General features: G+C 68.9%; 21 protein-coding genes. 12 read left to right on the top strand and 9 right to left on the bottom strand.

The annotated features are described in order from the left end of the window. Nucleotides 1–37 precede the first annotated feature (37 nt). From cofD to OP79_RS36890, 3 genes are all read left to right on the top strand, one after another. Nucleotides 38–997: a 2-phospho-L-lactate transferase gene (gene cofD, locus OP79_RS36900; protein ID WP_033326671.1), complete on the top strand. Its 960-nt coding sequence runs from the start codon at nucleotides 38–40 to the stop codon at nucleotides 995–997. Next, nucleotides 994–2,316, top strand: coding sequence for a coenzyme F420-0:L-glutamate ligase (locus OP79_RS36895; RefSeq protein WP_033326669.1), 1,323 nt, complete (start codon nucleotides 994–996; stop codon nucleotides 2,314–2,316). Before cofD ends, OP79_RS36895 begins: the two co-directional genes overlap by 4 nt. A gap of 127 nt (nucleotides 2,317–2,443) precedes the next feature. After that, a complete protein-coding gene (locus tag OP79_RS36890) occupies nucleotides 2,444–3,445 on the top strand; it encodes a DNA-3-methyladenine glycosylase family protein (RefSeq protein ID WP_033326667.1) in 1,002 nt (333 codons plus the stop codon). 180 nt (nucleotides 3,446–3,625) lie between these two features. Here OP79_RS36890 and manB read toward each other — a convergent pair whose 3' ends face one another. Together manB and OP79_RS36880 are read right to left on the bottom strand one after the other, a co-directional pair. Beyond that, a complete protein-coding gene (manB, locus tag OP79_RS36885) occupies nucleotides 3,626–4,708 on the bottom strand; it encodes a mannose-1-phosphate guanylyltransferase (RefSeq protein ID WP_033326665.1) in 1,083 nt (360 codons plus the stop codon). Nucleotides 4,709–4,828: 120 nt separating this feature from the next. Next, nucleotides 4,829–6,226: a peptidoglycan recognition protein family protein gene (locus tag OP79_RS36880; protein WP_033326663.1), complete on the bottom strand. Its 1,398-nt coding sequence runs from the start codon at nucleotides 6,224–6,226 to the stop codon at nucleotides 4,829–4,831. Between the two features lie 111 nt (nucleotides 6,227–6,337). Between OP79_RS36880 and OP79_RS36875 the strand changes: the two genes are divergently transcribed. The 4 genes from OP79_RS36875 to OP79_RS36860 all read left to right on the top strand — a co-directional run bounded on the left by OP79_RS36875 (nucleotide 6,338) and on the right by OP79_RS36860 (nucleotide 12,125). Continuing rightward, nucleotides 6,338–7,093, top strand: coding sequence for a TIGR03089 family protein (locus OP79_RS36875; protein ID WP_033326719.1), 756 nt, complete (start codon nucleotides 6,338–6,340; stop codon nucleotides 7,091–7,093). 134 nt (nucleotides 7,094–7,227) lie between these two features. Beyond that, on the top strand, nucleotides 7,228–8,400 hold the full coding sequence (locus OP79_RS36870; RefSeq protein ID WP_483855337.1) for an LCP family protein: 1,173 nt from the start codon (nucleotides 7,228–7,230) through the stop codon (nucleotides 8,398–8,400). Between the two features lie 240 nt (nucleotides 8,401–8,640). After that, nucleotides 8,641–10,386: an LCP family protein gene (locus OP79_RS36865; RefSeq protein WP_033326661.1), complete on the top strand. Its 1,746-nt coding sequence runs from the start codon at nucleotides 8,641–8,643 to the stop codon at nucleotides 10,384–10,386. 77 nt (nucleotides 10,387–10,463) lie between these two features. Continuing rightward, the gene (locus OP79_RS36860) at nucleotides 10,464–12,125 is read left to right on the top strand and encodes an LCP family protein (RefSeq protein WP_033326659.1); all 1,662 of its coding nucleotides are present in this window, start codon (nucleotides 10,464–10,466) and stop codon (nucleotides 12,123–12,125) included. A 22-nt stretch (nucleotides 12,126–12,147) separates the two neighbouring features. Here the strand turns inward: OP79_RS36860 and OP79_RS36855 are convergent, their stop codons facing one another. After that, complete coding sequence (locus OP79_RS36855; protein WP_033326657.1) at nucleotides 12,148–13,170, bottom strand: glycosyltransferase family 2 protein; 1,023 nt, start codon at nucleotides 13,168–13,170, stop codon at nucleotides 12,148–12,150. A 219-nt stretch (nucleotides 13,171–13,389) separates the two neighbouring features. Between OP79_RS36855 and OP79_RS36850 the strand changes: the two genes are divergently transcribed. Beyond that, entirely contained in the window at nucleotides 13,390–14,838 is a 1,449-nt protein-coding gene (locus OP79_RS36850; protein WP_245685578.1) for an LCP family protein, read from the top strand. Nucleotides 14,839–15,039: 201 nt separating this feature from the next. Next, nucleotides 15,040–16,308: an LCP family protein gene (locus OP79_RS36845; protein ID WP_033326653.1), complete on the top strand. Its 1,269-nt coding sequence runs from the start codon at nucleotides 15,040–15,042 to the stop codon at nucleotides 16,306–16,308. Between the two features lie 116 nt (nucleotides 16,309–16,424). Here the strand turns inward: OP79_RS36845 and OP79_RS36840 are convergent, their stop codons facing one another. From OP79_RS36840 to OP79_RS36830, 3 genes are all read right to left on the bottom strand, one after another. Next, nucleotides 16,425–16,787 carry a four-helix bundle copper-binding protein gene (locus tag OP79_RS36840; protein ID WP_033326651.1) on the bottom strand — a complete coding sequence of 121 codons (363 nt, stop codon included), beginning with the start codon at nucleotides 16,785–16,787 and terminating at the stop codon, nucleotides 16,425–16,427. Nucleotides 16,788–16,934: 147 nt separating this feature from the next. Further along, nucleotides 16,935–17,351 (bottom strand): VOC family protein, encoded by a 417-nt coding sequence (locus OP79_RS36835; RefSeq protein WP_033326715.1) that lies wholly within the window; start codon nucleotides 17,349–17,351, stop codon nucleotides 16,935–16,937. Between the two features lie 10 nt (nucleotides 17,352–17,361). Continuing rightward, nucleotides 17,362–17,736, bottom strand: a complete 375-nt coding sequence (locus OP79_RS36830; RefSeq protein WP_211270931.1) for a helix-turn-helix transcriptional regulator — start codon at nucleotides 17,734–17,736, stop codon at nucleotides 17,362–17,364. Between the two features lie 385 nt (nucleotides 17,737–18,121). Here OP79_RS36830 and OP79_RS36825 point away from each other — a divergent pair, with 385 nt between their 5' ends. Together OP79_RS36825 and OP79_RS36820 are read left to right on the top strand one after the other, a co-directional pair. Next, nucleotides 18,122–20,512, top strand: a complete 2,391-nt coding sequence (locus OP79_RS36825; RefSeq protein WP_033326647.1) for an ATP-binding cassette domain-containing protein — start codon at nucleotides 18,122–18,124, stop codon at nucleotides 20,510–20,512. Between the two features lie 95 nt (nucleotides 20,513–20,607). Further along, a complete protein-coding gene (locus OP79_RS36820; protein ID WP_033326645.1) occupies nucleotides 20,608–21,219 on the top strand; it encodes a DUF998 domain-containing protein in 612 nt (203 codons plus the stop codon). Nucleotides 21,220–21,361: 142 nt separating this feature from the next. On the opposite strand, the gene OP79_RS49975 is transcribed toward OP79_RS36820, so the two are convergent. From OP79_RS49975 to OP79_RS36805, 3 genes are all read right to left on the bottom strand, one after another. After that, complete coding sequence (locus OP79_RS49975) at nucleotides 21,362–22,210, bottom strand: tyrosine-type recombinase/integrase (RefSeq protein WP_245685581.1); 849 nt, start codon at nucleotides 22,208–22,210, stop codon at nucleotides 21,362–21,364. A 163-nt stretch (nucleotides 22,211–22,373) separates the two neighbouring features. Next, nucleotides 22,374–23,009: a hypothetical protein gene (locus OP79_RS36810; RefSeq protein WP_157857418.1), complete on the bottom strand. Its 636-nt coding sequence runs from the start codon at nucleotides 23,007–23,009 to the stop codon at nucleotides 22,374–22,376. A 115-nt stretch (nucleotides 23,010–23,124) separates the two neighbouring features. Continuing rightward, a complete protein-coding gene (locus OP79_RS36805) occupies nucleotides 23,125–24,282 on the bottom strand; it encodes an acyl-CoA dehydrogenase (protein WP_033326641.1) in 1,158 nt (385 codons plus the stop codon). Between the two features lie 215 nt (nucleotides 24,283–24,497). Here OP79_RS36805 and OP79_RS36800 point away from each other — a divergent pair, with 215 nt between their 5' ends. Beyond that, a complete protein-coding gene (locus tag OP79_RS36800) occupies nucleotides 24,498–25,841 on the top strand; it encodes a UDP-glucose dehydrogenase family protein (protein ID WP_033326639.1) in 1,344 nt (447 codons plus the stop codon). Nucleotides 25,842–25,868 lie beyond the last annotated feature (27 nt).

The raw sequence follows: 25,868 nt of genomic DNA, 5'->3' as shown, positions 1-25,868 counted from the left end.
CTCAACGAGTCAGCCTGGCGGCTGACACACTGTTCCAATGCGCATTGTGGTTCTGGCAGGCGGCATCGGCGGTGCCCGGTTTCTGCGTGGTCTCAGGCAGGCGGTGCCGGACGCGGAGGTCACCGTCATCGGCAACACCGGGGACGACATCCATCTCTTCGGGCTGAAGGTCTGCCCGGACCTCGACACGGTGATGTACACGCTCGGCGACGGCATCAACGAAGAGCAGGGCTGGGGGCGAGCCGACGAGACCTTCCACCTCAAGGAGGAGCTCGCGGCGTACGGGGTGGGGCCCGAGTGGTTCGGGCTCGGCGACCGGGACTTCGCGACGCACATCGTCCGTACGCAGATGCTGGGCGCCGGATATCCGCTCAGCGCCGTGACGGAGGCGCTGTGCGACCGGTGGAAGCCGGGGGTTCGGCTGATCCCCATGACCGACGACCGCGTCGAGACGCATGTGGCCGTCGAGATGGACGGCGAGCGCAAGGCCATTCACTTCCAGGAGTACTGGGTGCGGCTGCGGGCCTCCGTCGACGCGCACGCGGTGGTGCCCGTCGGCGCGGACCAGGCGAAGCCGGCGCCCGGGGTACTGGAGGCGATCGCCTCGGCCGACGTGGTGATCTTCCCGCCGTCCAATCCCGTCGTGTCCGTGGGCACGATCCTCGCCGTACCCGGCATCCGGGAGGCGATCGCCGAGGCCGGGGTGCCCGTGGTCGGCCTCTCCCCCATCGTCGGGGACGCGCCCGTGCGTGGCATGGCCGACAAGGTCCTCGCGGCCATCGGCGTGGAGTCCACGGCCGCCGCGGTCGCCGAGCACTACGGCTCGGGGCTCCTCGACGGCTGGCTCGTCGACACGGTCGACGCCTCCGCTGTGGACCGCGTGGAGTCCGCCGGCATCCGCTGCCGTGCCGTACCCCTCCTGATGACCGACCTGGCCGCGGCGACCCGGATGGCCCGCGAGGCGCTGACGTTGGCGGAGGAGGTGGGGGGCGCTTGAGCGGCGGGGGTGCTTCGAGGCCGGGTTATCGCGTTTGGGCGCTTCCCGGGCTGCCCGAGATTCGCGAGGGGGACGATCTCGCGAAGTTGATCGCCGATGCCGAGCCCGGGCTGCTCGACGGGGACGTACTGCTCGTCACCTCGAAGATCGTGTCCAAGGCTGAGGGGCGGGTCGTCGAGGCCGTTGACCGGGAAGCCGCCATCGATGCCGAGACCGTGCGGGTGGTGGCGCGGCGGGGGGCCTTGCGGATCGTCGAGAACCGGCAGGGGCTCGTGATGGCCGCGGCCGGGGTCGACGCCTCCAACACACCTGCGGGGACAGTGCTGTTGCTGCCCGAGGACCCCGACGCGTCCGCGCGGGCGATACGGGACGGGGTGCGGGACACGCTGGGCGTCGACGTCGGGGTGCTCGTCACGGACACCTTCGGGCGGCCGTGGCGTACGGGGCTCACCGATGTCGCCATCGGGGCCGCCGGAGTGCGGGTGCTCGACGATCTCCGGGGCGGCTCCGACGCGTACGGGAATCCGCTCAGCGCCACCGTCGTCGCCACGGCCGACGAACTCGCCGCCGCGGGCGACCTGGTCAAGGGCAAGGCGGACGGGCTGCCCGTCGCCGTCGTGCGCGGGCTGCCCCACACGGTCACCACAGGCACGGATGAAGACGAGGGGGCGCGGGCCATGGTGCGCGGTGCGCGCGACGACATGTTCCGGCTGGGTACCTCCGAGGCCGTACGGGAGGCCGTCACCCAGCGGCGTACCGTACGGGCCTTCACCGACGAGCCCGTCGATCCGGGGGCCGTACGCCGTGCGGTGGCCGCCGCCGTGACCGCGCCGGCGCCGCATCACACGACGCCGTGGCGATTCGTGCTCCTGGAGTCGGAGGAGTCCCGTACGCGGCTTCTCGACGCCATGCGGGACGCCTGGATGTCCGACCTGGAGCGGGACGGGAAGAGCGAGGAGTCCATCGCCAAGCGCGTACGGCGGGGGGATGTCCTGCGCAAGGCGCCCTATCTCGTCGTGCCCTGTCTCGTCATGGACGGCTCGCACACATACGGCGACGCGCGTCGTGACGGGGCCGAGCGCGAGATGTTCGTGGTCGCCGCGGGTGCCGCCGTACAGAACTTCCTCGTCGCGCTCGCCGGGGAGCGGCTGGGGTCGGCGTGGGTGTCGTCGACGATGTTCTGCCGGGATGTCGTACGGGACGTTCTCGGGCTGCCCGAAGGGTGGGATCCGATGGGGGCGGTCGCCGTGGGGCACGCGGCGGAGGAGCCGAAGCCGCGGGCCGGGCGGGATGCGGGGTCGTTCATCGAGGTTCGCTGACGCCCGGCGTCCGAGGCGGATTGCGGCTGAGGCGGATTGCGGCTGAAGCCTCGTGTCTGTTCCGGAGCGCCTAGTCTCTTAGGGCACCTCAGCGCCCCGCGCTCCCGACACCTCTAGGACCCCGCCCGTGGCCGGACGTTTCGACCCCCGACCGACGCGTACGACCGTACGCGGCGGGCATGTCGCCGCCGCCGGGCGCGTGGCGCGGCAGGCCGCGGCGCCCGGGTGTACGCGTAGCTGGACGCCGCCCGGGCCGCTCGATCTGGGGCTCGTGCTCGGGCCGCTGCGGCGTGGGCCCGCCGATCCGACGTTCCGGGCCACGCCGGACGGGGCGGTGTGGCGGGCCAGCCGTACGCCCGCGGGGCCCGGGACGCTGCGGGTCTCGATGCGGGGCGGGGTCGCCGTGGGGGAAGCCTGGGGGCCCGGGGCCGACTGGCTGCTGGAACAACTCCCGCGGATGCTCGGGGAGTCGGACGATCCCTCCGCCTTCGAGCCACGGCATCGGCTGGTGGCACTCGCGCGGCATCGGCGGCCGGGGCTGCGGCTGACGCGTACGGGGCTGGTCATGGAGTCGTTGATTCCGTCGATTCTGGAGCAGAAGGTCACGACGCAAGAGGCGTACCGGGCCTGGCAGTTGCTCGTACGGAAGTACGGCGTGCCGGCGCCCGGACCCGCGCCCGGGCGCATGTATGTCATGCCGGAGCCGCGGACCTGGGCGTTGATCCCCTCGTGGGAGTGGCATCGGGCCGGGGTCGACAACAAGCGGGCGTCGACGATTCTGCGGGCGGTTCGGGTGGCTCGGCGGTTGGAGGAGGCGGTGGGGTTCGAGCCGGTTGCCGCGCAGGCCCGGCTGGAGCTGGTCTCCGGGATCGGGCCCTGGACCTCGGCGGAGACCGTGCAGCGCAGTCACGGGGCGGCGGATTCGGTGACGGTCGGGGACCTGCATCTGCCGGGGATCGTGGGGTATGCGCTGGCGGGTGACCGGGATGCGGATGACTCCGTGATGTTGGAGTTGCTGGAGCCGTATGCGGGGCAGCGGCATCGTGCGGCTCGGCTCATTCTGCTGAGCGGCCGCACTCCGCCTCGGCGTCAGCCGCGTATGCCCCGCGGGGATATTGGGCGGCTGTGACTGTCCCTGGGGCTTCGCCCCAGACCCCACCGCCAGGGGCTCTGCCCCTGGACCCCGCTGGGGGCGCAGCCCCCGGACCCCCGTATCGGCCTGAACGGCCTCGTCCTCAAGCGCCGGACGGGCTGACTTGTGCATGGACTGGGCTGGAAAGCGCGGGTAGATGGGGGGCTGGAGGGTGGGTCACTGATCCGACGAGAATCGCACCGCCCCCGCCGGCAACACCGCGTCGCACCACACCCGTACGCCCTCCCTCAGTTCGTTGTCCGAGCCCACCGTTGCGCCGTCGCCCACCACCACTCCCGTGAGGACGGAGCGGGTGCCGACCTGGGCTCTGGCGCCGATCAGGGAGTCCGTGATCACCGCTCCCGGGTCCACCACCGCGCCCGCCAGAACCGTGGAGCCGGAGATCCGCACACCCGAGCCGATCACCGCGTCCTCGCCGACCACCGTGCCGCCGGTCAGCTTCGCGTCCGGGGCGACCGTGGCCGTCGGCAGGACGAGGCGGTCGCCGCAGGGGCCGGGGACTGCCGGGGAGGGGGCGCGGCCGAGGACGAGGTCCGCGGAGCCTCGTACGAAGGCCTGGGGGGTGCCGAGGTCCAGCCAGTAGGTCGAGTCGACCATGCCCTGGAGGTGGGCGCCGGAGGACAGCAGGTCCGGGAAGGTCTCGCGTTCCACCGAGACCGGACGGCCGACGGGGATCGTGTCGATGACCGAGCGCCGGAAGACGTACGCCCCCGCGTTGATCTGGTCGGTGACGATCTCCTCGGGGGTCTGGGGCTTCTCGAGGAAGGCCTGTACGCGGCCCGAGGCGTCGGTCGGGACCAGGCCGTACGCCCTGGGGTCCGCGACACGCGTCAGGTGCAGGGAGACATCCGCGCCCGAGGACTGGTGGGTGGCGACCAGGGCCGGTATGTCGAGGCCGGTGAGTATGTCCCCGTTGAAGATCAGGACGGGATCGTCGGGGGCGGAGTGAAGGCGGGAGGCCACGTTCCGGATGGCGCCGCCCGTGCCGAGGGGCTCGGCCTCGGTGACGTACTCGATGTGGAGCCCCAGCGACGAGCCGTCGCCGAAGTACGGTTCGAAGACCTCGGCCAGATAGGACGTGGCGAGCACGATGTGCTCGACCCCCGCCGCTTTGGCTCTCGCCAGTTGGTGCGTGAGGAACGGTACCCCGGCCGCCGGAACCATCGGCTTCGGCGTGTGCACCGTGAGCGGGCGCAGCCGTGTGCCCTTGCCGCCGACCAGGAGGATCGCTTCTGTCACCTGTCGTCTCTGCTTCCCTGTGGGGCCGGCCGAACTGTCTGTCGGCCGGCCAGTGTATGCAGACCGTTCGATGGCCGTGGGGAGCCTCTTGAGTGGCCGTGGGGAGCCGCAGCCCCGACCTCATCGGCCCTGGTGGTGGGCCGAACTGGTCCTGGCCTCGTGGAGCTTGGCGTACAGCCGGGCGCCCGGGCACTCGGTGGCGAAGCCGTCCCGGTGCCCGGAGATCACGTTCAGTTGTACGTTCTTGCCTTTTCGGAAGAGGTTGCCACCGGCCGACTTCAGATATGTCTTGCCCGCCGGATCCGCCCCGTGGAGGCCGAGCTTCCACGCCGTGAGCCGGGCGACGCCCTCCACCGCGGCGTCCGGCGGCTGCGAGTTGCCGAAGTTGCCGAGGACGGCGATCCCCATGCTGTTGCCGTTGAAACCGAGAGTGTGGGCGCCCTTGACCGGCTTGGCCACGCCCCCGGCCCGCCCCTCGTAGATGTTTCCGCACTTGTCGACGAGGAAGTTGTACCCGATGTCACGCCAGCCACTGCTCTTGACGTGGTAGCGGTAGATACTGCGGATGACTGAACCGGCTTGCGAGCAGGAGTAGTTGTTGCCCGAGGCGCTGTGGTGCACGAAGGCGGCCCGGACGGACTTGGTGTAGCTGAAGTTCCGCTCGCGCAGGCCCTCGTCCGCGCCCCAGCCGCGGCGGGTGACGATGCGCGGCCGCGGGCCGATGTACGGGTTCGTGGCCGCCCCCTCGCTCCCTCGGGTCGCGAGGAAGTCCTTCTGCGTCTGCTTGCGGGTCAGTTCCGGGATGACGGTGGCGCCGAGCGGTGCGAGGCCGGCGTTGGCGGCGGACGCTGCGGCGGACTCGGCGGTGAGCGAGCCGGCGTTCGGGGCTTTCAGTTCAGGACCCGCGGGCGGGGGCTCGGTGCCGGGGTCGACGAGTTCGAGGCGCAGTCCGCCGGGCAGCGGTTGGCTCGTGACGGCCTGTCCGTCCTCGGCATGTGTCTTGGCCTGTACGCGCACCTCCACGCCGTCCGACTCCCCCACCCACAGCGGTGCCGTGGAGCCGCGTACCCGCTCGGAGGTGCCCTCGTCGGTGTCCGGGTCGGCGGCGTGCTCCATGCTGTGCGTCTCGATGTCCTGCCAGGCGGACCACTTGGCGGTGTCGGCGGAGCGTGTACGGACCTGGACCCGGCCACGCAGTTCCGTGTCCGGGTCGTCCCAGACGACGCCGACCAGCGAGAAGCGGGTTACGTCGCGCCGGTGCAGCCCCTGCACGGAGGCGGCGCCGAGGGCGCGGTCGCGGGTGAGCGGGACGAGCGCGAGCGACTGGGTACTGCCGGGGACGGCCTGCGTTTCTGGGACGGCCGGCGCTTCCGGGGCCGCCCGTCTCTCGGCGGTCGCGGGTCTCGAGGTGCCGGCCAGAGCGTCGGAGGGGGACGTCAGCGGGAGGGCCAGGGCGGCCGCACACGCCACGGCGATCGAGGAAGCAAGGTATCCACGCATGCCCCTGATCGTGGACATAACGATACTTATCTGTCCATCCGGGACTTGACGGACCGTCTGCTGGCACTCGTCCGAACCGGTGGCCCGGCCTCCCCCGCCCGGCCGAGGGCCCGCGTACGCTTTCCTCTCGTGACCGCCACCGACCGCACCCCTGCCGACCTGCTGCGATCCGCGCTCGCCGCGGACCCGGCACGCCCCCTCGTGACCTTCTACGACGACGCCACCGGCGAACGGGTCGAACTGTCCGTGGCCACCTTCGCCAATTGGGTGGCCAAGACCGCCAACCTCCTCCAGGACGAGCTGTCCGCCGAGCCCGGCGAACGGGTCGCGCTGCTACTGCCCGCGCACTGGCAGACCGCGGTGTGGCTGCTCGCCTGCTCCTCGGTGGGCGTGATCGCGGACGTCGAGGGCGATCCGGCTGCCGCCGACCATGTCGTCGCCGGGCCGGGCCGGTTCGAGGCGGGGCTCGCCTGCGCGGGCGACCGGGTCGCACTGTCGCTCGCGCCGCTGGGGCGCCGCTTTTCGGCTCCGCCTGAGGGGTACGTCGACTACGCGGTCGAGGTGCCGAGCCAGGGTGATCGTTTCCAGCCGTACGCTCCTGTGGATCCGGAGGCACCGGCGCTGATCGTGGCCGGGGCGGAGTTCACGGGGGCGGAGGTTGTGGAGCGGGCGCGGGCGGATGCCTCCGGTTTCGGGCTTACGGGGCCCGGGTCGCGGCTGTTGTCGGGGCTCTCGTACGACACGTGGGAGGGGCTGAGCGCCGGGTTGTACGCGCCGCTCGCCACGGGGGCCTCCGTGGTGCTGTGCCGGCATCTGGATCAGCTTGGAGAGGATGCGGTGGCCAAGCGAATCGAGAGTGAGCGAGTGACTGCTACGAAACGCTAGCCGCGGAAGGTTCGGGGTTACGGGCGGTCCCCCATCCGGCCCAGCCCTCCCCCTCCCCACGCGCCCCCCGCCCCCACCCGGTCCATGGTCGTAAGAGCACGACACGCTCGTACGCCGTGAGGGGTGGATCCGAAGTGAGCGGCACCGGAGGCGTTGGACCCGGTCGGGGCGCTTCGCCCACCGGGGCCGGAGGTGTGCGACGGCGGTGGCTCAGGTATCTGGCGGTGGGGGTCGGGCTCGGGCTGCTCGCGGCGGCGGCGGGCGGGTGGGTGGTGTACGAGAAGCTGGACGGGAACATCACGGCGGACGAGGCCGCCGCGGCCGAGCTCGCCCGGTACGAGAAGGAGCGGCCGACCGCGTTGGTGAAGGGCGCGCGGAACATCCTGCTGATCGGGTCCGACTCGCGCTCGGGTGAGGAGAACGGGAAGTACGGGCGGGACTCCGGCACCGAGCGCTCCGACACCGTGATCCTGCTGCACCTCGCGGCGAACCGGCGCAGCGCGACCGCCGTTTCGGTACCGCGCGACCTGATGGTGGACGTGCCCGGCTGCCGGCGCCGGGACGGCAGCCGCAGCGAGCCGGTGTTCGCGATGTTCAACTACGCCTTCCAGACCGGGGGTTCGGCCTGCACGATCCGTACGGTCGAGAAGCTGACGGACATCCGGGTCGACCACCACATGGTCGTGGACTTCAACGGCTTCAAGGACATGGTCGACGCGGTCGACGGCGTCGAGGTGTGCCTCAAGGAGCCGATGGACGACCGCGCGGCGAAACTGCGGCTCCCCGAGGGCAGGGTGAAGCTCGACGGCGAGCAGGCCCTCGGTTACGTACGCGCCCGCAAGAGCCTCGGCGACGGCAGCGACACCGAGCGGATGGAACGCCAGCAGCGGTTCCTGGGCGCGCTCGTCAGCAAGGTGCGCGGCAATGACGTACTGCTGAATCCCGTGAAGCTCTATCCGGTGCTCGACGCGGCGACCTCGGCGCTCACCACGGACCCGGCTCTGGCGAACCTGCGGGGCCTGTACGACCTGGTGCGCGGTCTGCGCGATATCCCCACCGAACGTGTGCAGTTTCTGACGGTGCCGAGGGAGTCGTACCCCTACAACCCCAATCGCGACCAATTGGTGGAGCCCGAGGCGGAGAAACTCTTCGGGCGGCTGCGCAGGGACGCCCCGGTGGAGGTCGCGGACAACTCCGGCAGCCAGAGCGGCAAATCGGGCGGAAAGCGGAATGACGGGCCCTCATCCACGCCCAGCCCGGCGCCGACTTTCCGCGGGAACACGGCGGCTGATGACCCGTGCGGTTAAGCCCCGAACGTGTCTGCGGGTAAAGGGCACGTCAAGCCGGGGAACATTCGTCCAAAAGTATGGGGCGGATTGCCCAGTTGTAAGACGTGCAATTTGTCACCGGCTCCCCTTGACGGTGATCCGGCCGGATAGTGTGAGCGGTCCGGTGCACCCGATGAGGTCATGCACTGCTTGAACGAGACCAGGCGCCTTTTGAGGGGAGAAGGCGCCGCGTGGCCCCGACGGAGGACTGACACAACCGTGGACGCGCAAGGCCGAGGGCGGGCGGACAATATCGACCCCGCAGACCAGTGGGTACTCAATCCGAACACCGGTGACTACGAATTGCGACTGGGTCATTCCGCAGCGCAGCCGTCGGTCCCCGGCCCCCGCTCTTCCAGAACCGCGACCGCAGGTACCGCCGCACCCCCGCGCGGCCGTACGGCGCCGGGGCGGGAATACCGGGGAACGCCCCAGGCGGCGCCGTCGCCCGACGTACCCGGCCCGCGCAGGCGGCGCCCGCCACAGGGGCCGCCGCCGAGCCGTCGCAAGGTCAGGCAGCAGAAACCCAGGGGCAAGAAGATAGCGCTGTGGACCGCCGGCACCGTGGCCTTCGCGCTGGTCGCCGTCTCGACCGCGGGCTACATCTACGTCAAGCACCTCGAGGGCAACGTCAACACGACGGACGTCGGGAGCGCGGGCGCGGGGAACTTCAGCAAGGACAAGGCCTTCAACATCCTGATCATCGGTACCGACAAGCGCACCGGCAAGGGCAACCAGGGGTACGGCGACACCAACAACATCGGGCACGCCGACACCAACATCCTGCTGCACGTCTCCAAGGACCGTACGAACGCGACCGCGATGAGCATTCCGCGCGACCTGATCGTGGACGTTCCGGACTGCCCCACCGAGCAGGAGGACGGCACCACCAAGGTCATCACCGGCTCGCAGAGCGTCCGCTTCAACACGAGCCTCGGGCAGAGCGGCCGGGATCCGGGCTGCACGATGCGTACGGTCAAGGAGGCCACCGGCATCTCGGTGGACCACTTCATGATGGCCGACTTCAACGCGGTGAAGACGCTGACGTCGGCGGTGGGCGGAGTCGAGGTCTGTCTCACCGAACCCGTCGACGACGAGGAGTCGAAGCTCAAACTGCCCGCGGGCACGTCGACGGTCGAGGGCGAGCAGGCCCTCGCCTTCGTCCGCACCCGGAAGAGCTTCGGCAACAGCGGCGACCTCGACCGCATCAAGGTGCAGCAGCAGTTCCTGGGTTCGCTGATGCGAAAGATGTCCTCCAGCGACACCCTCACCAGCCCCACCAAGCTGGTGAAGCTGGCCGAGGCCGCCACCAAGGCGCTGACCGTCGACACCGGCATCGGCAAGGTCAGCACGCTCAAGGACGTGGCCCTGGAGCTGAAGAAGGTGCCGCCGAAGAACGTCTCCTTCATGACGGTGCCGGTGGTCGACAACCCCACCGAGCAGGTCAAGGCCACGGTCGTCGTCGACGAGACGAGGGCCCCTGACATCTTCTCGATGATCAAGGACGACGTCTCGTTCACTGCGGTGAAGAAGCAGCAGCAGAAGGAGAAGGCGGAGGTCGCCGCCCGCCTCAAGGGCACCAAGGCCGACCCCGCGGACGTACGCGTACGGGTCCTCAACGGCGGCGCCGCCCCGGGCTCCGCACAGGAAACCCTCACCTACCTGCAGAACGACGAGGGCGTGACCAAGTCCGAGAACGCGGGTAACGCCGAGACGACCCTGAAGAAGACAACCCTCGAGTACGCTCCCGATCAGGCAGACCAGGCACGTAGGCTCGCCGACATCATGGGCCTGTCCGGATCGGCCATGAAGCCGGGTGAAAGCGTGACCAACTCCCAGGGGCTACCGGCGATCACGCTGACCCTGGGAGAGGACTTCAAGGGGGCTGGGGAATCCCTCACCGCTCCGTCGACGACGCCGGATGTGGAGAAGTCCACGGCGGACAAAGTCGAGTGCGCCAAGTGACCTGAACGGCCTGCCATACGTCTACCAAGGCGTATGGCAGGCCTGTTCCGTGGCGCAGGGGTGGGGAGGGCAAGGGCATGACACAGAGTGGTGTCCGTGGGAGACCGACGCGATCACGCGTCGGACAGGCTCGGGACCTGGGCCGGGATGACGGTCCGCACGAGGACGCCGGGCCCGCCGACAGCGGTGACGGCGGCGGTGCGGGAGGCAGACGGCGCGGCAGCAGAAGACGGCCGCGGGGCAAACGCGGCATACTCCGCTGGTCCGCGACAACCCTGTCGGTACTGATACTTGGCACGGCCGGCGCCGGATACGTCTACTACTGGCATCTGAACAACAACCTCGACAAGGGCGAGCGCAGCAGCGGAGACTCCGACGCCAAGAAGACGGAGCCGAACGCGGCCGGCCAGACGCCGCTGAACATCCTGCTGATCGGTTCCGACAGCCGTAACTCGACGGAGAACCTGGAACTGGGCGGGAGCAAGGAGAGCGTGGGCACCAAGCCGCGGGGGGATGTCCAAATGCTCATCCACCTGTCCGCGGGCCGGAAGCACGCCTCAGTGGTGAGCATTCCGCGCGACACCCGGGTCGACATCCCCGAGTGCGAGGACCCCGAGACCGGCAAGACCTACCCGGCGACCAACGACATCATCAACGCCTCGCTGGCCCGCGGCGGAGCCGGCTGCACGCTGGCCACCTGGGAGAACCTCACCGGTGCCTATATCGACCACTGGATGACGATCGACTTCGCGGGCGTGGTGAAGATGGCGGACGCCATCGGCGGTGTCGAGGTCTGTGTGGAGCACAACGTGCATGACCGCCCGCTGCCCAACGTCCCGGGCGGCTCCGGTCTCAAGCTGAAGGCCGGCAAGCAGAAGGTCCAGGGCAAGCAGGCCTTGCAGTGGCTGCGTACCAGGCACGCCTTCAAGAGCGACCTCGGGCGCGCCGAAGCCCAGCACATGTACATGAACTCGATGATCCGCACGCTGAAGAAGCAGAACGTCTTCACCGACACCGGCCGGCTGATGAACCTGGCCGAGGCGGCCACGGACTCCCTGACGGTCTCCGAGGAGATCGGCTCGGTCGATGACCTGTACGGCCTCGGCATGCAGCTCAAGACAGTGCCGACCGACCGCATCACCATGACGACCATGCCGACCGTCGAGGACCCGCAGAACCGCAACCACCTGGTGCCGAACGGCGCGGACGCCGAGAAGGTGTGGACGATGGTCCGCGACGACGTGGCCTTCGACAACAAGGGAAAGAAGTCGGACGCAAAGAAGAAGCCTGCCAAGGAGCAGGCCTCCGGCGACCCGGCCGCCGAGGACGGCGAAATCGGCATCGTGGTGCAGAACGGCACACGCTCCTCCACCCTCGCTCCGGTCGGCGGGCGTGCGAACGCGGTGAGCCAGTCACTCGTGCAGAAAGGCTTCAGCAGGGCGACGGCCGACGGGACGGTGGCTCTCGCCGAGGACAAGACGGTGGTCCGCTATCCGAGTGCCGAGCTGGAGGGCGATGCCCAGCGTGTCGCCAAGTCGCTGGGGATTCCGCTGAGTTCGGTGAAGAGGTCGACCGACGTCTCCGGCGTCACCCTCGTCGTGGGCGCCGACTGGCGCGAGGGCACGAGCTATCCGAAGCAGGCCGAGCCCGAGGCCGGGGATGTCCCGGAGAGCGCCGACGCCCTGAACGGCTCGGACAGCGACAAGTGCATGCCCGTGTACGAGCCCTACCGCTGGTAGTTCCCCGGCATCGCCGCGGTGCTCAGCTCTCCGTGAGCACCGCGGGCCGCCGTGACGCGATGACCTTCCTGGCCAGTGAGCGTGGGCTGGTCAGGAAGCCCCACCCCCACGACATGTGCATCGTGGCGAGGGCTACGGGGATCTGCAGGCGTGCCTTGAGCGGGAGGCCCTTGCCCGCCGGTACGGAACCGGCGGCGATGGCCGCGAGATAGCCGCCCGGAATGACGAAACCCCACGGGGTCAGCGCGGCGCCCGCCACGAGGCCCGCCGCTATCGCGCACACCGCCACCGGCGGGGCGAGGTAGCGCAGGTTGATGGAGCCCTCGTGGTAGCGGGCGACGACGTGGCGCCAACGGCCGTAGTCCTTGTACTGCTTGGCGAGGGCGCGCACCGAAGGCCTGGGCCGGTACGAGACCTTCAGCTCCGGCGAGAACCAGATCAGCCCGCCCGCCTCCCTGATCCGGAAGTTGAGCTCCCAGTCCTGAGCGCGGATGAACTCCTCGTTGTAGCCGCCCTGTTGCTCCAGAGCCTCGCGTCGGAAGACGCCCAGATACACGGTCTCGGCGGGCCCGGCCTCGCCACCGGTGTGGAAGACGGCATTGCCCACGCCGATCTTCGACGTCATGGCCGCCGCCACCGCGTGCTCCCAGTCGTTCTCGCCCTCGGCGTGCATGATGCCGCCGACGTTCTGCGCGCCGGTCTCCTCCAGGAGGCGTACGGCGGTCGCGATGTAGTTCGGCGAGAGCATGCCGTGCCCGTCGACACGGACGACGACGGGGTGCCGGGAAGCCTTGATCGCGGCGTTCAGCGCGGCCGGCGTACGGCCCGTCGGGTTCGGGACGGTGTGCACGCGGGGGTCTTCTCGTACGAGCTCGGCCGCGATCTCGTCCGTACGGTCCGTAGAGGGACCGATGGCGATCACGACCTCCATCTCGCCGTCGTACTCCTGGGCGAGGATCGCTTGGACGGCTCCGCGCAGATGCCGCTCCTCGTTGAGGACGGGCATGATCACGGACACGGCGGGGAGTCGCCCGTCGGAATTCACGTGCTGGGCTTCCTTCTCGTCTTTTCGGCTGGGGGTCCGGCCCGCCGCGCAGCGGCTGTCAGGCGCAGTGCCCCCCGGGAAATGCAGTATCAGGCCGTACGTTACCGCGAACGGGGGACACGGAAGCGCGCCGTCCGGCTTGCCGCTGCGGGCCACAGATCATATGGGCCTACGGTTCTCAACGGACCCCCACACCCGGCCGACGCGGAGGTGTCCCCCTTGCCCACGCCGCCCCGCAGACCCGCTCGCCCTCCGCGGCAGCGCCCGGCGCGGCCGCCCGTACAGCGCAAGCGGTCACGGTGCGCCACGCGGGTGGTGACCTCGCTCTCCGTGGTGGTGCTCGCGGCGGCCGGCGTCGGGCACGCGGTGGTCACCGGCGTCGACGCCGACATCGACCGCGTCAACCCCTTCAAGGACATGAAGAACCGGCCCGCGCAGGGCGACGGCATGAACGTCCTGCTGGTAGGCACCGACGGCCGCGAGCGGATCAGCAGGGCGGAGCGCAGGAAGTACCGCCTGGGCGGCCTGCCCTGCCGCTGCACGGACACCGTGATGATCGTGCACATCTCGCAGGACCGGAAGCGGGCCAGCATCGTCAGCCTGCCCCGCGACTCGTACGCCGAGACGCCCGCGCACACCGACCGCCGCACCGGCGAACGGCACCGCCCGCACGCGCTCAAGCTCAACGCCGCGTACGTGGAGGGCGGGCCGCAACTGACCGTGCGTACCGTCGAGAACATGACCCGCGTGAAGATCGACCACTACCTGGAGGTCGACTTCACCAGCTTCATGAAGACGGTGGACGAGCTCGGCGGCGTACGGATCTGCACGGTGCGCCCCCTGAAGGACTCGCACACCGGCCTGAACCTGCCCGCCGGGGAGCACGACCTGAACGGCGGCCAGGCGCTCCAGTACGTACGTTCCCGGCACATCGACGGCACCGCGGACCTCAGCCGGATGCAGCGCCAGCAGCGTTTCCTGGCCGCGCTGGTCGAGCGGGCCACCTCCTCCGGTGTGCTGCTGAACCCGATGAAGTTCCGCGATGTGACGCAGACCGTGCTCGGCTCGGTGCGGGCGGACAAGGGCTTCGGGCCCGGCAAGCTGGTCGATCTGGGGTGGGCGATGCGGAACTTCTCGCCGTCGTCCTCGGAGTTCGTGACCGTCCCGATCGGGCGGATGGATTTCCCCGTGAAGGGCGTCGGCTCGACCCTGAAGTGGGACGCGAAGAAGTCGGAGCGGATCTTCCGTGCCCTGCGCGAGGACAAACCCCTCGCCCCGCACCACACCCCCTCCAAGGCCGTACGCGTCGACGTGGCCCCGCAGCAGATCCGCGTCCAGGTCGAGAACGGCACGACCACACCGGGCCTCGGCCGCCACATCGACCACGCGCTGTCCGCGACGGGCTTCAACACGACGGGCGTCCCGACGAACGCCCGCGACCGCTCCGCCGACCACACCCTCATCACGTACGACCCCGGCTGGAACCGCTCGGCCAAGTCCCTGGCGGCGGCCCTGCCGGGCAGTCGGTCGCGGGCGGTCAAGGGCCAGGGCCCGACGCTGAAGGTGATCGCGGGCTCGGACTTCGAGCGGGTGGCGAAGGTACGGGCGGAGGATGCGCGGCACGGGGAGGCCGGGGTGGTCACGGGGGACGAGGTGGGGTGTCCGTGAGGCGGCGGGCCGCGGACCGTGCGGCTTGACGGGAATCTTGACCGGAATATCGCATTCCGGTCGAGGAGCCTGTTCTGCCCTGCCCTTTCTCTTTATGTCAGTCTCTGCAAAGTCCGGTTTGCATCAGCTTTGCAACGGGGGTGGTGTGATTTTCCGTCGACTCTTGTAAGCCGGACCGTTCGGCACTGCACACTGGTGCGCATGAACAATTGGCCCGAGGGATGGCACGGAGACAACGGCGGCGACCGTTACGGCCGCGGCAGCGCGAACGCCCAGCCCGAGGGCGCGCGCGTGATGCGGCAGGTGGGGCGCGGCCCGGGCTCGGGCCCGTCGGCACCGCCACGGGGCGGGGTTCCGCCGCAGCCCCCCTACGACGACGGATACGGCTACGCCGACGACAACTTCAACAGCGGCTACAACACGGGCCAGGTGTACGGCTCGTCGGGCGGCGGCGGTCCTGAAGGGCCCGCGTCCCACGGCCGGCCCGCGCCGAACTGGCGCCGCCGGATCAAGTGGACCGCGATAACGCTGGTCACGCTGCTGATCGTGGTCTCCGTGAGTACGTACTTCTGGGCCGACTCGAAGCTCAAGCGCGACGTCGACCTGTCCAAGGTGATCGACCGGCCCGAGGCGGGCGAGGGCACGAACTACCTGATCGTCGGCTCCGACAGCCGCGAGGGCCTGTCCGCCGAGGAGAAGAAGAAGCTCCGCACGGGCTCCGCCGAGGGCAAGCGCACGGACTCGATGATGATCCTGCACGTCGGCGACAACGGGAACACGATGATCTCGCTGCCGCGCGACTCGAACGTCGAGATTCCGTCGTTCAAGGGCTCCGACTCCGGCAAGCTCTACGAAGGCACCGGCCGCCAGGTGAAGCTGAACGCGGCGTACGCGGAGGACGGACCCGAACTGCTCGTGCGTACCGTCGAGGCGAACACGGGCCTGCACATCGACCACTACGCGGAGATCGGCTTCGCCGGCTTCGCGAAGATCGTCGACGCGATCGGCGGCGTGGAGATCACGATCCCCCCGGGCGGCATGAAGGACACCAAGTCCGGCGCCGACTTCGAGGAGGGCAAGCAGGTCCTCAGCGGCGAGGAGTCCCTGGCCTTCGTCCGTACGCGATACGCCCTCAAGGGCAGTGACCTGGACCGTACGAAGAACCAGCAGAAGTTCCTCGCGGCCCTCGCCAGCCAGACGGCGACGCCGTCCACGGTCATGAACCCCTTCAAGCTCTACCCGACCATGGGCGCCGGACTCGACACCCTCACCGTCGACAAGGACATGTCCCTGTGGAACCTGGCCTCCATGTTCTGGGCCATGAAGGGCGTCACCGGCGGCGAGGGCAAGTCCATGAACATGCCCATCTCCGGCAACGCCGCCAACGGCAACCTCCAGTGGGACGAAGCCAAGATGAAGACCCTGGTGGAGCAGCTGAAGAACGACGAGAAGGTGACGGTTACGGAGTAAAAGGCAAAGCCGGCAAAGCCCGCTTCACAGGCACCTGACGGATGTCTGGGAAGCGGGCTTTTGCGTGCCGTCCTTCCGTGCCGCGACCGGGTCAGCCGAGGCTCATGCCATAGCGCTCAGGCCGTGGCGCCGGACATCGCGCGGCACGTCTGCGCACAGTGGCGACACGCCTCGGCGCAGCGCATCATCTGCGCGTCGTCCGGCATCGCCATACACGCCTCCGCGCACATCTCGCACGCCCGCGCGCACATGGCGCACATCTCGGCCGACATCGGCGACCTGCGCATCATCATGTCCGAGCACATACGAGTCATCTCGGAGCAGTCCATGAGCGCGCGCATGATCTGCATCTGGGCCTGGCCGCCCATCTGCATGCAGGAGCTCATGGTCTCCTCGCACACGCTGTGGCAGTTCATGCAGGCCTCGACGCAGTCCTGCATCTCCTTGCTCATCGGGCTCATGGTCTCGGGCTGCTGCATGGCTCCTCCTAGGAGTGGTGGGGTCCCGGAACGGGTCCCCATGCCCTTCCGTGGTACGCCTGCTGCCCGCCGCGCGCCATCCGGCGGACAGCAACAATCCACCACAAAGCCCGCCAAGGCCCGCCAAGAGCCCACTTCCCCGCGAAATCACTCCTTGCGGGGCTGGTTGAAACGCAGCATGTTGCCGGCGGGGTCGCGGAACGCGCAGTCGCGGACGCCGTACGGCTGGTCCATCGGCTCCTGCAACACCTCGGCGCCCGCGCCGCTGATGCGCTCGAAGGCGGCGTCCACGTCGTCCGTCACGAAGATGACGCCGCGCAGCAGGCCCTTGGCCATCAGTTCCGCCAGAGCTTGTTTGTCGGCCGGTGAGGTGCTCGGGTCGGCGGCGGGCGGTTCCAGGACGATGTTCACGTCCGGCTGGGTGGGCGAGCCGACGGTCACCCAGCGCATCCCCTCGAAGCCGACGTCATTGCGTACCTCGAGGCCGAGTACGTCGCGGTAGAAGGCGATCGCCTTGTCGTGGTCGTCGACGGCGATGAAGCACGAGGAAAGTTTGATGTCCATGCCGTTCACGCTACGACCGGGCGGCTGGAGGTGCTTCTCCATTCCTGACCGGTCGCGTGTGGATCTTGGCGATGCAGGCCGGGATGTCGGCGCCGTCGTCGTGATTACGGGCCCGATAGGCGCTCGGGCTCTCGCCGACCAGCTCGCTGAAGCGCGAGCTGAAGGACCCCAGCGACGTACAACCGACCGCGAAACAGACCTCGGTCACCGTGAGATCGCCGCGCCGCAGCAGTGCCTTGGCCCGCTCGATGCGGCGGGTCATCAGGTAGCTGTACGGCGTCTCTCCGTAGGCGGCGCGGAAGCTGCGGGAGAAGTGGCCCGCCGACATCAGGGCCTCGCGCGCCAGCGCCGGGACGTCGAGCGGCTCGGCGTAGTCGCGGTCCATGCGGTCGCGGGCACGCCGCAGCCGGACGAGGTCGTCGAGCTCCTGCCGTTTCACGCAGTCAGTTTCCCATGCAGGGCGGCCGGACCGGTCAGGAACGGAGAAGCGCGAGCCACCCGGCCACTCCTAGCCTGACGTCCATGGAACTGCGCCTTCCGTGACCCTGCGGGCAGCCTGGTCCGTATCAACAAGCTGAAATGAGCCGTCCATTGCTGATCCGCGACGGCCGCTGGCCGGTTTGCGGCGATCCGTTGCCGTGCACCGCGCCGACGAAGTAGAACCAGACGTACTGCCGGAAAGCCGATCAGATCGAGCCGGGCGACACCCACGGAGACCGCGCAGGCGGCCCCGCCCAGCAGCAGCCCCCTCAACAGAACACGGAGTCACGATGAACATGGCCGCGAGCACGGGCACGCAGTCGTCTGCACCGCACGTCGCCGACAGCCACGATCTGATCCGCGTGCACGGCGCGCGCGAGAACAACCTCAAGGACGTCAGCGTCGAGCTCCCCAAGCGCCGGCTGACGGTGTTCACCGGCGTCTCCGGCTCGGGCAAGAGCTCGCTGGTGTTCGCCACGATCGCCGCCGAGTCGCAACGGATGATCAACGAGACGTACAGCGCCTTCTTGCAGGGCTTCATGCCGAACCTGGCCCGGCCCGACGTCGACGTACTCGAAGGGCTCACCACCGCGATCATCGTCGACCAGGAGCGGATGGGCGCCAACTCCCGCTCCACGGTCGGCACCGCCACCGACGCCAACGCGCTGCTGCGCATCCTGTTCAGCCGGCTCGGGAAGCCGCACATCGGCTCGCCCCAGGCCTTCTCCTTCAACGTCGCCTCGATCAGTGGGAAGGGCGCGGTCACTATCGAGGGCAGTCATGGCAAGACCGTGGAGAGACGGAGTTTCTCGATCACCGGCGGCATGTGCCCGAACTGCGAGGGCACGGGCCGGGTCACCGACTTCGACCTGACCGCGATGTACGACGACAGCAAGTCGCTGAACGAAGGCCCGTTCACCGTTCCCGGTTACAGCGCCGACGGCTGGTACGGCCGTATCTACAGCGGCTGCGGCTTCTTCGACCCGGACAAGCCGATCCGCGAGTTCACCGAGCGCGAGCTGCACGACCTGCTCTACAAGGAGCCGACCAAGATCAAGGTCGACGGCATCAACCTGACGTACGAAGGCCTGATCCCCAAGCTGCAGAAGTCGATGCTGTCCAAGGACCGCGAGGCGATGCAGCCGCACATCCGGGCCTTCGTGGACCGGGCGGTCACCTTCACCGCCTGCCCCGAGTGCGACGGCACCCGGCTCAGCGAGGCGGCCCGGTCCTCGAAGATCAAGGGGATCAGCATCGCCGACGCCTGCGCGATGCAGATCAGCGACCTGGCCAAGTGGGTGGGCGGCCTCGACGAACCGTCGGTGGCACCGCTGCTCGGCACGCTACGGCACACCCTCGACTCGTTCGTGGAGATCGGCCTCGGCTACCTCTCGCTCGACCGGCCCTCGGGCACGCTGTCGGGCGGCGAGGCACAGCGTACGAAGATGATCCGCCACCTCGGCTCCTCGCTCACGGATGTCACGTACGTCTTCGACGAACCCACCATCGGCCTGCACCCGCACGACATCCAGCGCATGAACAACCTGCTGCTGCGGCTGCGCGACAAGGGCAACACGGTGCTCGTCGTGGAGCACAAGCCGGAGACGATCGCGATCGCCGACCATGTCGTCGACCTCGGCCCCGGTGCCGGTACGGGAGGCGGCACCGTCTGCTTCGAGGGCACCGTCGAGGGGCTGCGGGCCGGGGACACCATCACCGGCCGCCATCTCGACGACCGGGCCACGCTCAAGGAGACGGTGCGCAAGCCCACAGGCGCGCTGGAGATCCGCGGCGCGACGGCGAACAACCTGCAGAACGTCGACGTCGACATCCCGCTCGGCGTACTGACCGTCGTGACCGGCGTCGCCGGCTCCGGCAAGAGCTCGCTCGTACACGGGTCGATCCCGGCCGGCGCGGGCGTGGTGTCGATCGACCAGGGCGCGATCAAGGGCTCGCGACGCAGCAACCCGGCGACGTACACCGGACTGCTCGACCCGATCCGCAAGGCCTTCGCCAAGGCCAACGGCGTCAAACCGGCCCTGTTCAGCTCCAACTCCGAGGGCGCCTGCCCCACTTGCAACGGCGCCGGCGTCATCTACACCGAGCTGGGCGTGATGGCCACCGTCGCCACCCCCTGCGAGGAGTGCGAGGGGAAGCGGTTCCAGGCCTCGGTCCTCGAGTACCGCCTCGGCGGGCGCGACATCAGCGAGGTGCTCGCGATGTCGGTGACCGAGGCCGAGGAGTTCTTCGGCGCCGGAGAGGCCCGTACGCCCGCCGCGCACAAGATCCTCGACCGCCTCGCCGACGTCGGGCTCGGCTACATCACCCTCGGCCAGCCCCTCACCACCCTGTCCGGCGGCGAACGCCAGCGCCTCAAGCTGGCCACCCACATGTCCGAGAAGGGCGGCACCTACATCCTCGACGAGCCCACCACCGGCCTCCACCTCGCCGACGTCGAGCAACTCCTCGGCCTGCTCGACCGCCTCGTCGACTCCGGCAAATCGGTCATCGTCATCGAACACCACCAGGCGGTCATGGCCCACGCCGACTGGATCATCGACCTCGGCCCGGGCGCCGGCCACGACGGCGGGCGGGTCGTCTTCGAGGGCACACCGGCCGACCTGGTCGCCGCCCGCTCGACCCTTACGGGGGAGCATCTGGCGGAGTATGTGGGCAGCTGAGGCGGGGCCTGCGCGGATGCCTGCCCGGCAGGCATCCGGCCACCCCGCCGTCAATGCAAGTTGACAATTTCGCACCGTCAACATAGGTTGACGGCATGGGGAGTCAATTACTGCTGGCCTGCGGGGTGACTGCTGGCCCTCTCTTCACCGCCACATATCTGCTGGCAGGCGCCACACGGGCGGACTACAAGCCACTGCGACATCCCGTCAGTTCGCTCACCCTCGGCCACGCGGGGTGGACGCAGACGGTGAGCTTCCTCTGCGCCGGCTTGCTGTCACTGGCCTTCGCCGCGGGCCTGTGGCAGGTCGGGCCTTCCCGCTGGGGCGCGCTACTGATCGGCGCATGGGGGATCGGTCTGCTGGGCGCGGGCACCTTCCGGACCGACCCCGTGCGCGGCTACCCTCCCGGCACTCCTGATCAACTCCAGCGCCCTACCCGCGCCGGAGCCCTGCACGACCTGCTCTCCCTCATCGCCTTCCTCGCTCTCGCCGCGGCCTGCCTCGTACTCGCCTCACAAGGCTCACTGGGGTGGGCCATCTACTCGATCTCCAGCGCCGTGCTCTTCGCGGCAACCATGATTCTGGCCAATGCCGCGTTCAGCCATAATCAACGCCTGGCCGGCGTCGGCGGACTGATCCAGCGCGTCTCCATCACCATCGGCTGGACCTGGCTGACACTGCTCGCCATACGGACAATGCACGCCTGACCGCCCCACGCCATCGTCAGCACGCGAGCCTGTCGGAACTCGAACACGACAAGCGATGACCAACAAATGATCAACTGGCCCAGGCCGTGGCTGCCGAGCATGCCCTGCACAATCTGGCAGCTCGGCAGCTCACACAGGCTCGCTACGCGGACGCCACTCCGCGGAGTCCGGACATTCCACGGGTGGCAGCGCCTTGCTCGCTAGCCCCCAAGGCTCCGTCGATCGCAAGCCGCGCGCGGTCAGGAGCGTCCGGCATCAGGTCCGAGTAATACCGCTCGGTGAAGCTCACCGACGTGTGGCCCAGCCAAGCCGAGACCTCGGTGATCGACACCCCCTGGCTCAGCAGGGACGCAGCATAGAAGTGCCTGAGACTGTGCGGCTTGAAATAGTCGACGCCGGCTGCGGCGAGAGTGGGACGCCAGATCCTGCCGTACCAGTAGTACGTGTAAAGCAGTCCTGTGCCTGTCACGTTGCTGAACAGCAGCTCCTCTTCACCCCAGGTGGCATAGTCCCTGAGGTGACGGCGTAGGGCCAATGCCACCACATCGGGCAGCGGGACGCGACGGCCGCGCTCCCCGTCCTCACGCCATTTGACGTGACGCAGCCGCATGCTGCCGTATCGTCCCGATCCGGTGTCCCGGTCGCAGGCGACTTGCCGGTCGACGGTGACCAGCCGGTGGGAGAAGGAGATGCGGTCACGGCCGAGCCCCATGGACTCGCCGAGCCGCAGCCCACAGCCCGCCATCAGCCACAGCATCCCCCGGTACCGCTCCGGGGCAGCCGCGATGACAGCAAGTACGGTCTCCGTGCTCGGGATGTGGACCTCCGCGCGTTGGTCCCTGTATGTCCGAGCGCTGCTGACGGGGAGAGCCACTGGCTTGCACGGGTTGGTGTCGGCCAACTCTTGCTCCATGGCCCAACTGAACACTCCCCTGAGGATGTTGAAGCGGAATCGGATGGTGGCGGGCTTGTAGCCGCGGGAGTGGACCATCCACTCCACCCACTTCTCAATCTAAGACGAGGTAACGGCCCTGATGCCGTCGGCTCCGAAGAACGGCGCCACTGTCCTGTCCAGCATCGTCCGATACTGCTTGACGCTGCTGTTCTCCACCCCTCTCGTAGTGGCCCATCGCTCAAAGACCACCACGAGCGGCTCACCGTCCGCCGATCCGGCCCCGTTCCGAGTCACGTGCATCGTCCCCCTCCAGATGCCGCCAGGCCTTGTCGGTCAGGCGGTCCGCGGGTTTACCCGGCGGCCCGTCGAGGAAGCCCATGGCGCGCGCCCGCCGCACACGGCCGCTGATGGTGTTCCGACTCAGCCCCCACGCAGACGCCAGTCGCGTGATGGGGCTGCGGTACCCCTGCTGCACCAAGTGCACGTACTCACGCGCCATCAAGGCGTATTCCCGCTCTGTCTCAACTCGGTGAAGCACCGCCGCAACGGCGGTCTCGCCAGCTGAGTGCCCCAGACGCGCCCGCAGTTCCTTCGCCGTCCTGCGGATCTCCGCGAGGGAGATCGATCGCATGAGCTCCGCCGTGATGCCATCCGTCCCGACCGTGACGTCTGGATCATCAGGTGGTTCGATGCAGAGGCTTGTCGGGCCGTCCCATGGCGCATCGAGGAAGCTCACGACGGTCAGCTTCCAGCCATGCAACTCGGCCTCGTGGACGAGTCGGTCCCCGTCCAGACGCCACCCTTCGGGCAGTTCCCCACCTGACGATGCTTTGGTCACAAGTCGAAAGTAGCGCGGCATACGACGGCCGCCGTGTGCCGGGAAGCCCCCGGCCACGCCAGAACGCTAAGATACGAAACACGCTTCATGCCATGTTCCATGTCTCTATTAACCGGAAAGAGTGAAGGGCGCCCAGTAGGCGGGCGCCCTTCAACGGTCAACTCACCAGTGATTACGGCAGGTTGCGCGCCATCACGATCCGCTGGATCTGGTTGGTCCCCTCATACAGCTGCGTGATCTTGGCGTCCCGCATCATCCGCTCCACCGGATAGTCGCGCGTATACCCGTACCCGCCCAGCAGCTGCACCGCATCGACGGTGACCTCCATCGCCACGTCCGACGCGAAGCACTTCGCCGCCGCGCCCTGGAAGGTCAGGTCCGCGTCGCCGCGCTCCGACTTGGCGGCGGCGGCGTACGTGAGTTGCCGTGCAGCCTCGATCTTCATGGCCATGTCGGCGAGCATGAACTGGATGCCCTGGAAGTCGGCGATCGCCTTGCCGAACTGCTTGCGCTCCTGGACGTAGCCCTTGGCGTAGTCCAACGCCCCCTGCGCGATACCCAGGGCCTGGGCGGCGATCGTGATGCGGGTGTGGTCCAGGGTCTTCATCGCCGTCGCGAAGCCCGTGCCCTCCTCGCCGATCATGCGGTCGGCGGGGATGCGGACGTTGTCCAGGTACACCTCGCGCGTCGGCGAGCCCTTGATGCCGAGCTTCTTCTCCGGCGCTCCGAAGGAGACTCCGGGGTCGGACTTCTCGACCACGAAGGCCGAGATGCCCTTTGAGCGCTTCGTGGGGTCGGTCACGGCCATGACCGTGTAGTACTCCGACACCCCCGCGTTCGTGATCCAGCGCTTCACGCCGTTGAGGACGTACGAGTCGCCGTCCCGTACCGCCTTCGTCTTCATGCCTGCCGCGTCCGAGCCGGCGTCCGGCTCGGAGAGGCAGTACGAGAACATCCCGTCGCCGGCGGCCAGCGGGCCCAGGTACTTCTTCTTGAGGTCCTCCGAGCCGGAGAGGATCACCGGGAGCGAGCCCAGCTTGTTCACGGCCGGTATCAGGGAGGAGGAGGCGCAGACGCGGGCCACCTCCTCGATCACGATCACCGTGGCCAGCGCGTCCGCGCCCGCGCCGCCGTAGCTCTCCGGTACGTGGACGGCGTGCAGGTCGGAGGAGACGAGGGCGTCCAGGGCCTCCTGCGGGAAACGGGACTCCTCGTCCACCGCGGCGGCGTACGGCGCGATCTTCGCCTCCGCGAGGGCGCGGATCGTATCGCGGAGCATGTCGTGCTCCTCGGACGGGCGGTACAGGTCGAAGTCAGCCGATCCGGCCAAGGTATCTCACGCTCCAAAGACGCTAACTACCGTTAAGTAACTCAAATTTTATGTGCCCGCCCACGCTAGTGATACGTGAGCTTGGCGACAGCGGGAAGGGACGAACGGACCGGGAACGGCAACACGGGACGGCCACGGAGAGCTGCCCGATGAGAGGCCGACCACCCCCGACTATGCTCAGGCAGCGCATCCGCCCGCCACCTACTGGAGCACCCATGGCCCTGAAGATCACCGTGATCGGCACCGGCTATCTCGGCGCCACGCACGCCGCGGCCATGGCCGAGCTCGGCTTCGAGGTGCTCGGCCTCGATGTCGTTCCCGAGAAGATCGAGATGCTCCAGCGCGGCGAGGTCCCGATCTACGAACCCGGCCTCGAGGAGCTGCTGCGCAAGCATGTCGCAGGGATCGAGGGGGCCAGCGGGCGGCTGCGCTTCACGATGGACTGGGCCGAGGTCGCGGAGTTCGGGGACGTCCACTTCGTGTGCGTGAACACGCCGCAGAAGCATGGCGAGTACGCCTGTGACATGTCGTACGTCGACGCCGCCTTCACCTCGCTCGCCCCGCATCTCAAGGGCCCCGCCCTGGTCGTCGGCAAGTCCACCGTGCCCGTCGGCTCCGCGGACCGGCTCGCTCGTACGCTGGCCGAACTCGCGCCCGCCGGCGAGGACGCCGAACTGGCCTGGAACCCCGAGTTCCTGCGCGAGGGCTTCGCCGTGAAGGACACGCTGCACCCCGACCGGATCGTCGCCGGTGTGCGCAGCGAGCGCGCGGAGAAGCTGCTGCGCGAGGTGTACGCGACGCCGTTGGCCGAGGGCACGCCCTTCGTGGTGACGGACTTCCCGACCGCCGAGCTGGTGAAGACCTCGGCGAACTCGTTCCTCGCCACCAAGATCTCGTTCATCAACGCCATGGCCGAGGTGTGCGAGGCCTCGGACGGTGACGTCGCCAAGCTGGCGGAGGCGATCGGGTACGACGACCGGATCGGGAAGAAGTTCCTGCGCGCGGGGATCGGGTTCGGTGGCGGGTGTCTGCCGAAGGACATCCGGGCGTTCATGGCGCGGGCGGGCGAGTTGGGGGCCGATCAGGCGCTGACGTTCCTGCGCGAGATCGACTCCATCAACATGCGGCAGCGCGGGCAGATGGTGGAGCTGACGCGTCAGGCGCTGGGGGGCGGCTCGTTCCTCGGGAAGCGGGTCGCGGTGCTGGGCGCCACGTTCAAGCCGGACTCGGACGACGTACGGGATTCGCCGGCGCTGAATGTCGCGGGGCAGATCCATCTTCAGGGCGGGCAGGTCACGGTGTACGACCCGAAGGGGATGGTGAACGCGCGGCGGCTCTTTCCGACGCTCGGGTACGCCGATTCCGCCATCGAGGCCGTACGAGGTGCCGATGTCGTCCTGCATCTCACCGAGTGGAGTGAGTTCCGGGAGCTGGATCCGGCGGTGCTGGGTGAGACCGTGTCGCGACGGCTTGTGCTGGACGGGCGCAACGCTCTGGACCCGGCGGTGTGGCGGGCGGCCGGCTGGACGTACCGGGCGATGGGCCGTCCGACGGCTTAGCGGGTTTGGCGGTTCGGCGGTTCGGCC

Source organism: Streptomyces yerevanensis (assembly GCF_000716805.1).
GTDB lineage: Bacteria > Actinomycetota > Actinomycetes > Streptomycetales > Streptomycetaceae > Streptomyces > Streptomyces flaveus.
Note: the sequence above shows the minus strand (reverse complement) of the source record. Positions and strands in the feature narration are given on the sequence as shown.

What these genes read in the sequence shown, in the direction of transcription:
- cofD (WP_033326671.1), top strand. Translation starts at nt 38, where the DNA reads ATGCGCATTGTGGTTCTGGCAGGCGGCATCGGCGGTGCCCGGTTTCTG.
- OP79_RS36880 (WP_033326663.1), bottom strand. Translation starts at nt 6,226, where the DNA reads ATGTCCACGATCAGGGGCATGCGTGGATACCTTGCTTCCTCGATCGCC.
- OP79_RS36860 (WP_033326659.1), top strand. Translation starts at nt 10,464, where the DNA reads ATGACACAGAGTGGTGTCCGTGGGAGACCGACGCGATCACGCGTCGGA.
- OP79_RS36845 (WP_033326653.1), top strand. Translation starts at nt 15,040, where the DNA reads ATGAACAATTGGCCCGAGGGATGGCACGGAGACAACGGCGGCGACCGT.
- OP79_RS36840 (WP_033326651.1), bottom strand. Translation starts at nt 16,787, where the DNA reads ATGCAGCAGCCCGAGACCATGAGCCCGATGAGCAAGGAGATGCAGGAC.
- OP79_RS36835 (WP_033326715.1), bottom strand. Translation starts at nt 17,351, where the DNA reads ATGGACATCAAACTTTCCTCGTGCTTCATCGCCGTCGACGACCACGAC.
- OP79_RS36830 (WP_211270931.1), bottom strand. Translation starts at nt 17,736, where the DNA reads ATGGACCGCGACTACGCCGAGCCGCTCGACGTCCCGGCGCTGGCGCGC.
- OP79_RS36825 (WP_033326647.1), top strand. Translation starts at nt 18,122, where the DNA reads ATGAACATGGCCGCGAGCACGGGCACGCAGTCGTCTGCACCGCACGTC.
- OP79_RS36820 (WP_033326645.1), top strand. Translation starts at nt 20,608, where the DNA reads ATGGGGAGTCAATTACTGCTGGCCTGCGGGGTGACTGCTGGCCCTCTC.
- OP79_RS49975 (WP_245685581.1), bottom strand. Translation starts at nt 22,210, where the DNA reads ATGGTCCACTCCCGCGGCTACAAGCCCGCCACCATCCGATTCCGCTTC.
- OP79_RS36800 (WP_033326639.1), top strand. Translation starts at nt 24,498, where the DNA reads ATGGCCCTGAAGATCACCGTGATCGGCACCGGCTATCTCGGCGCCACG.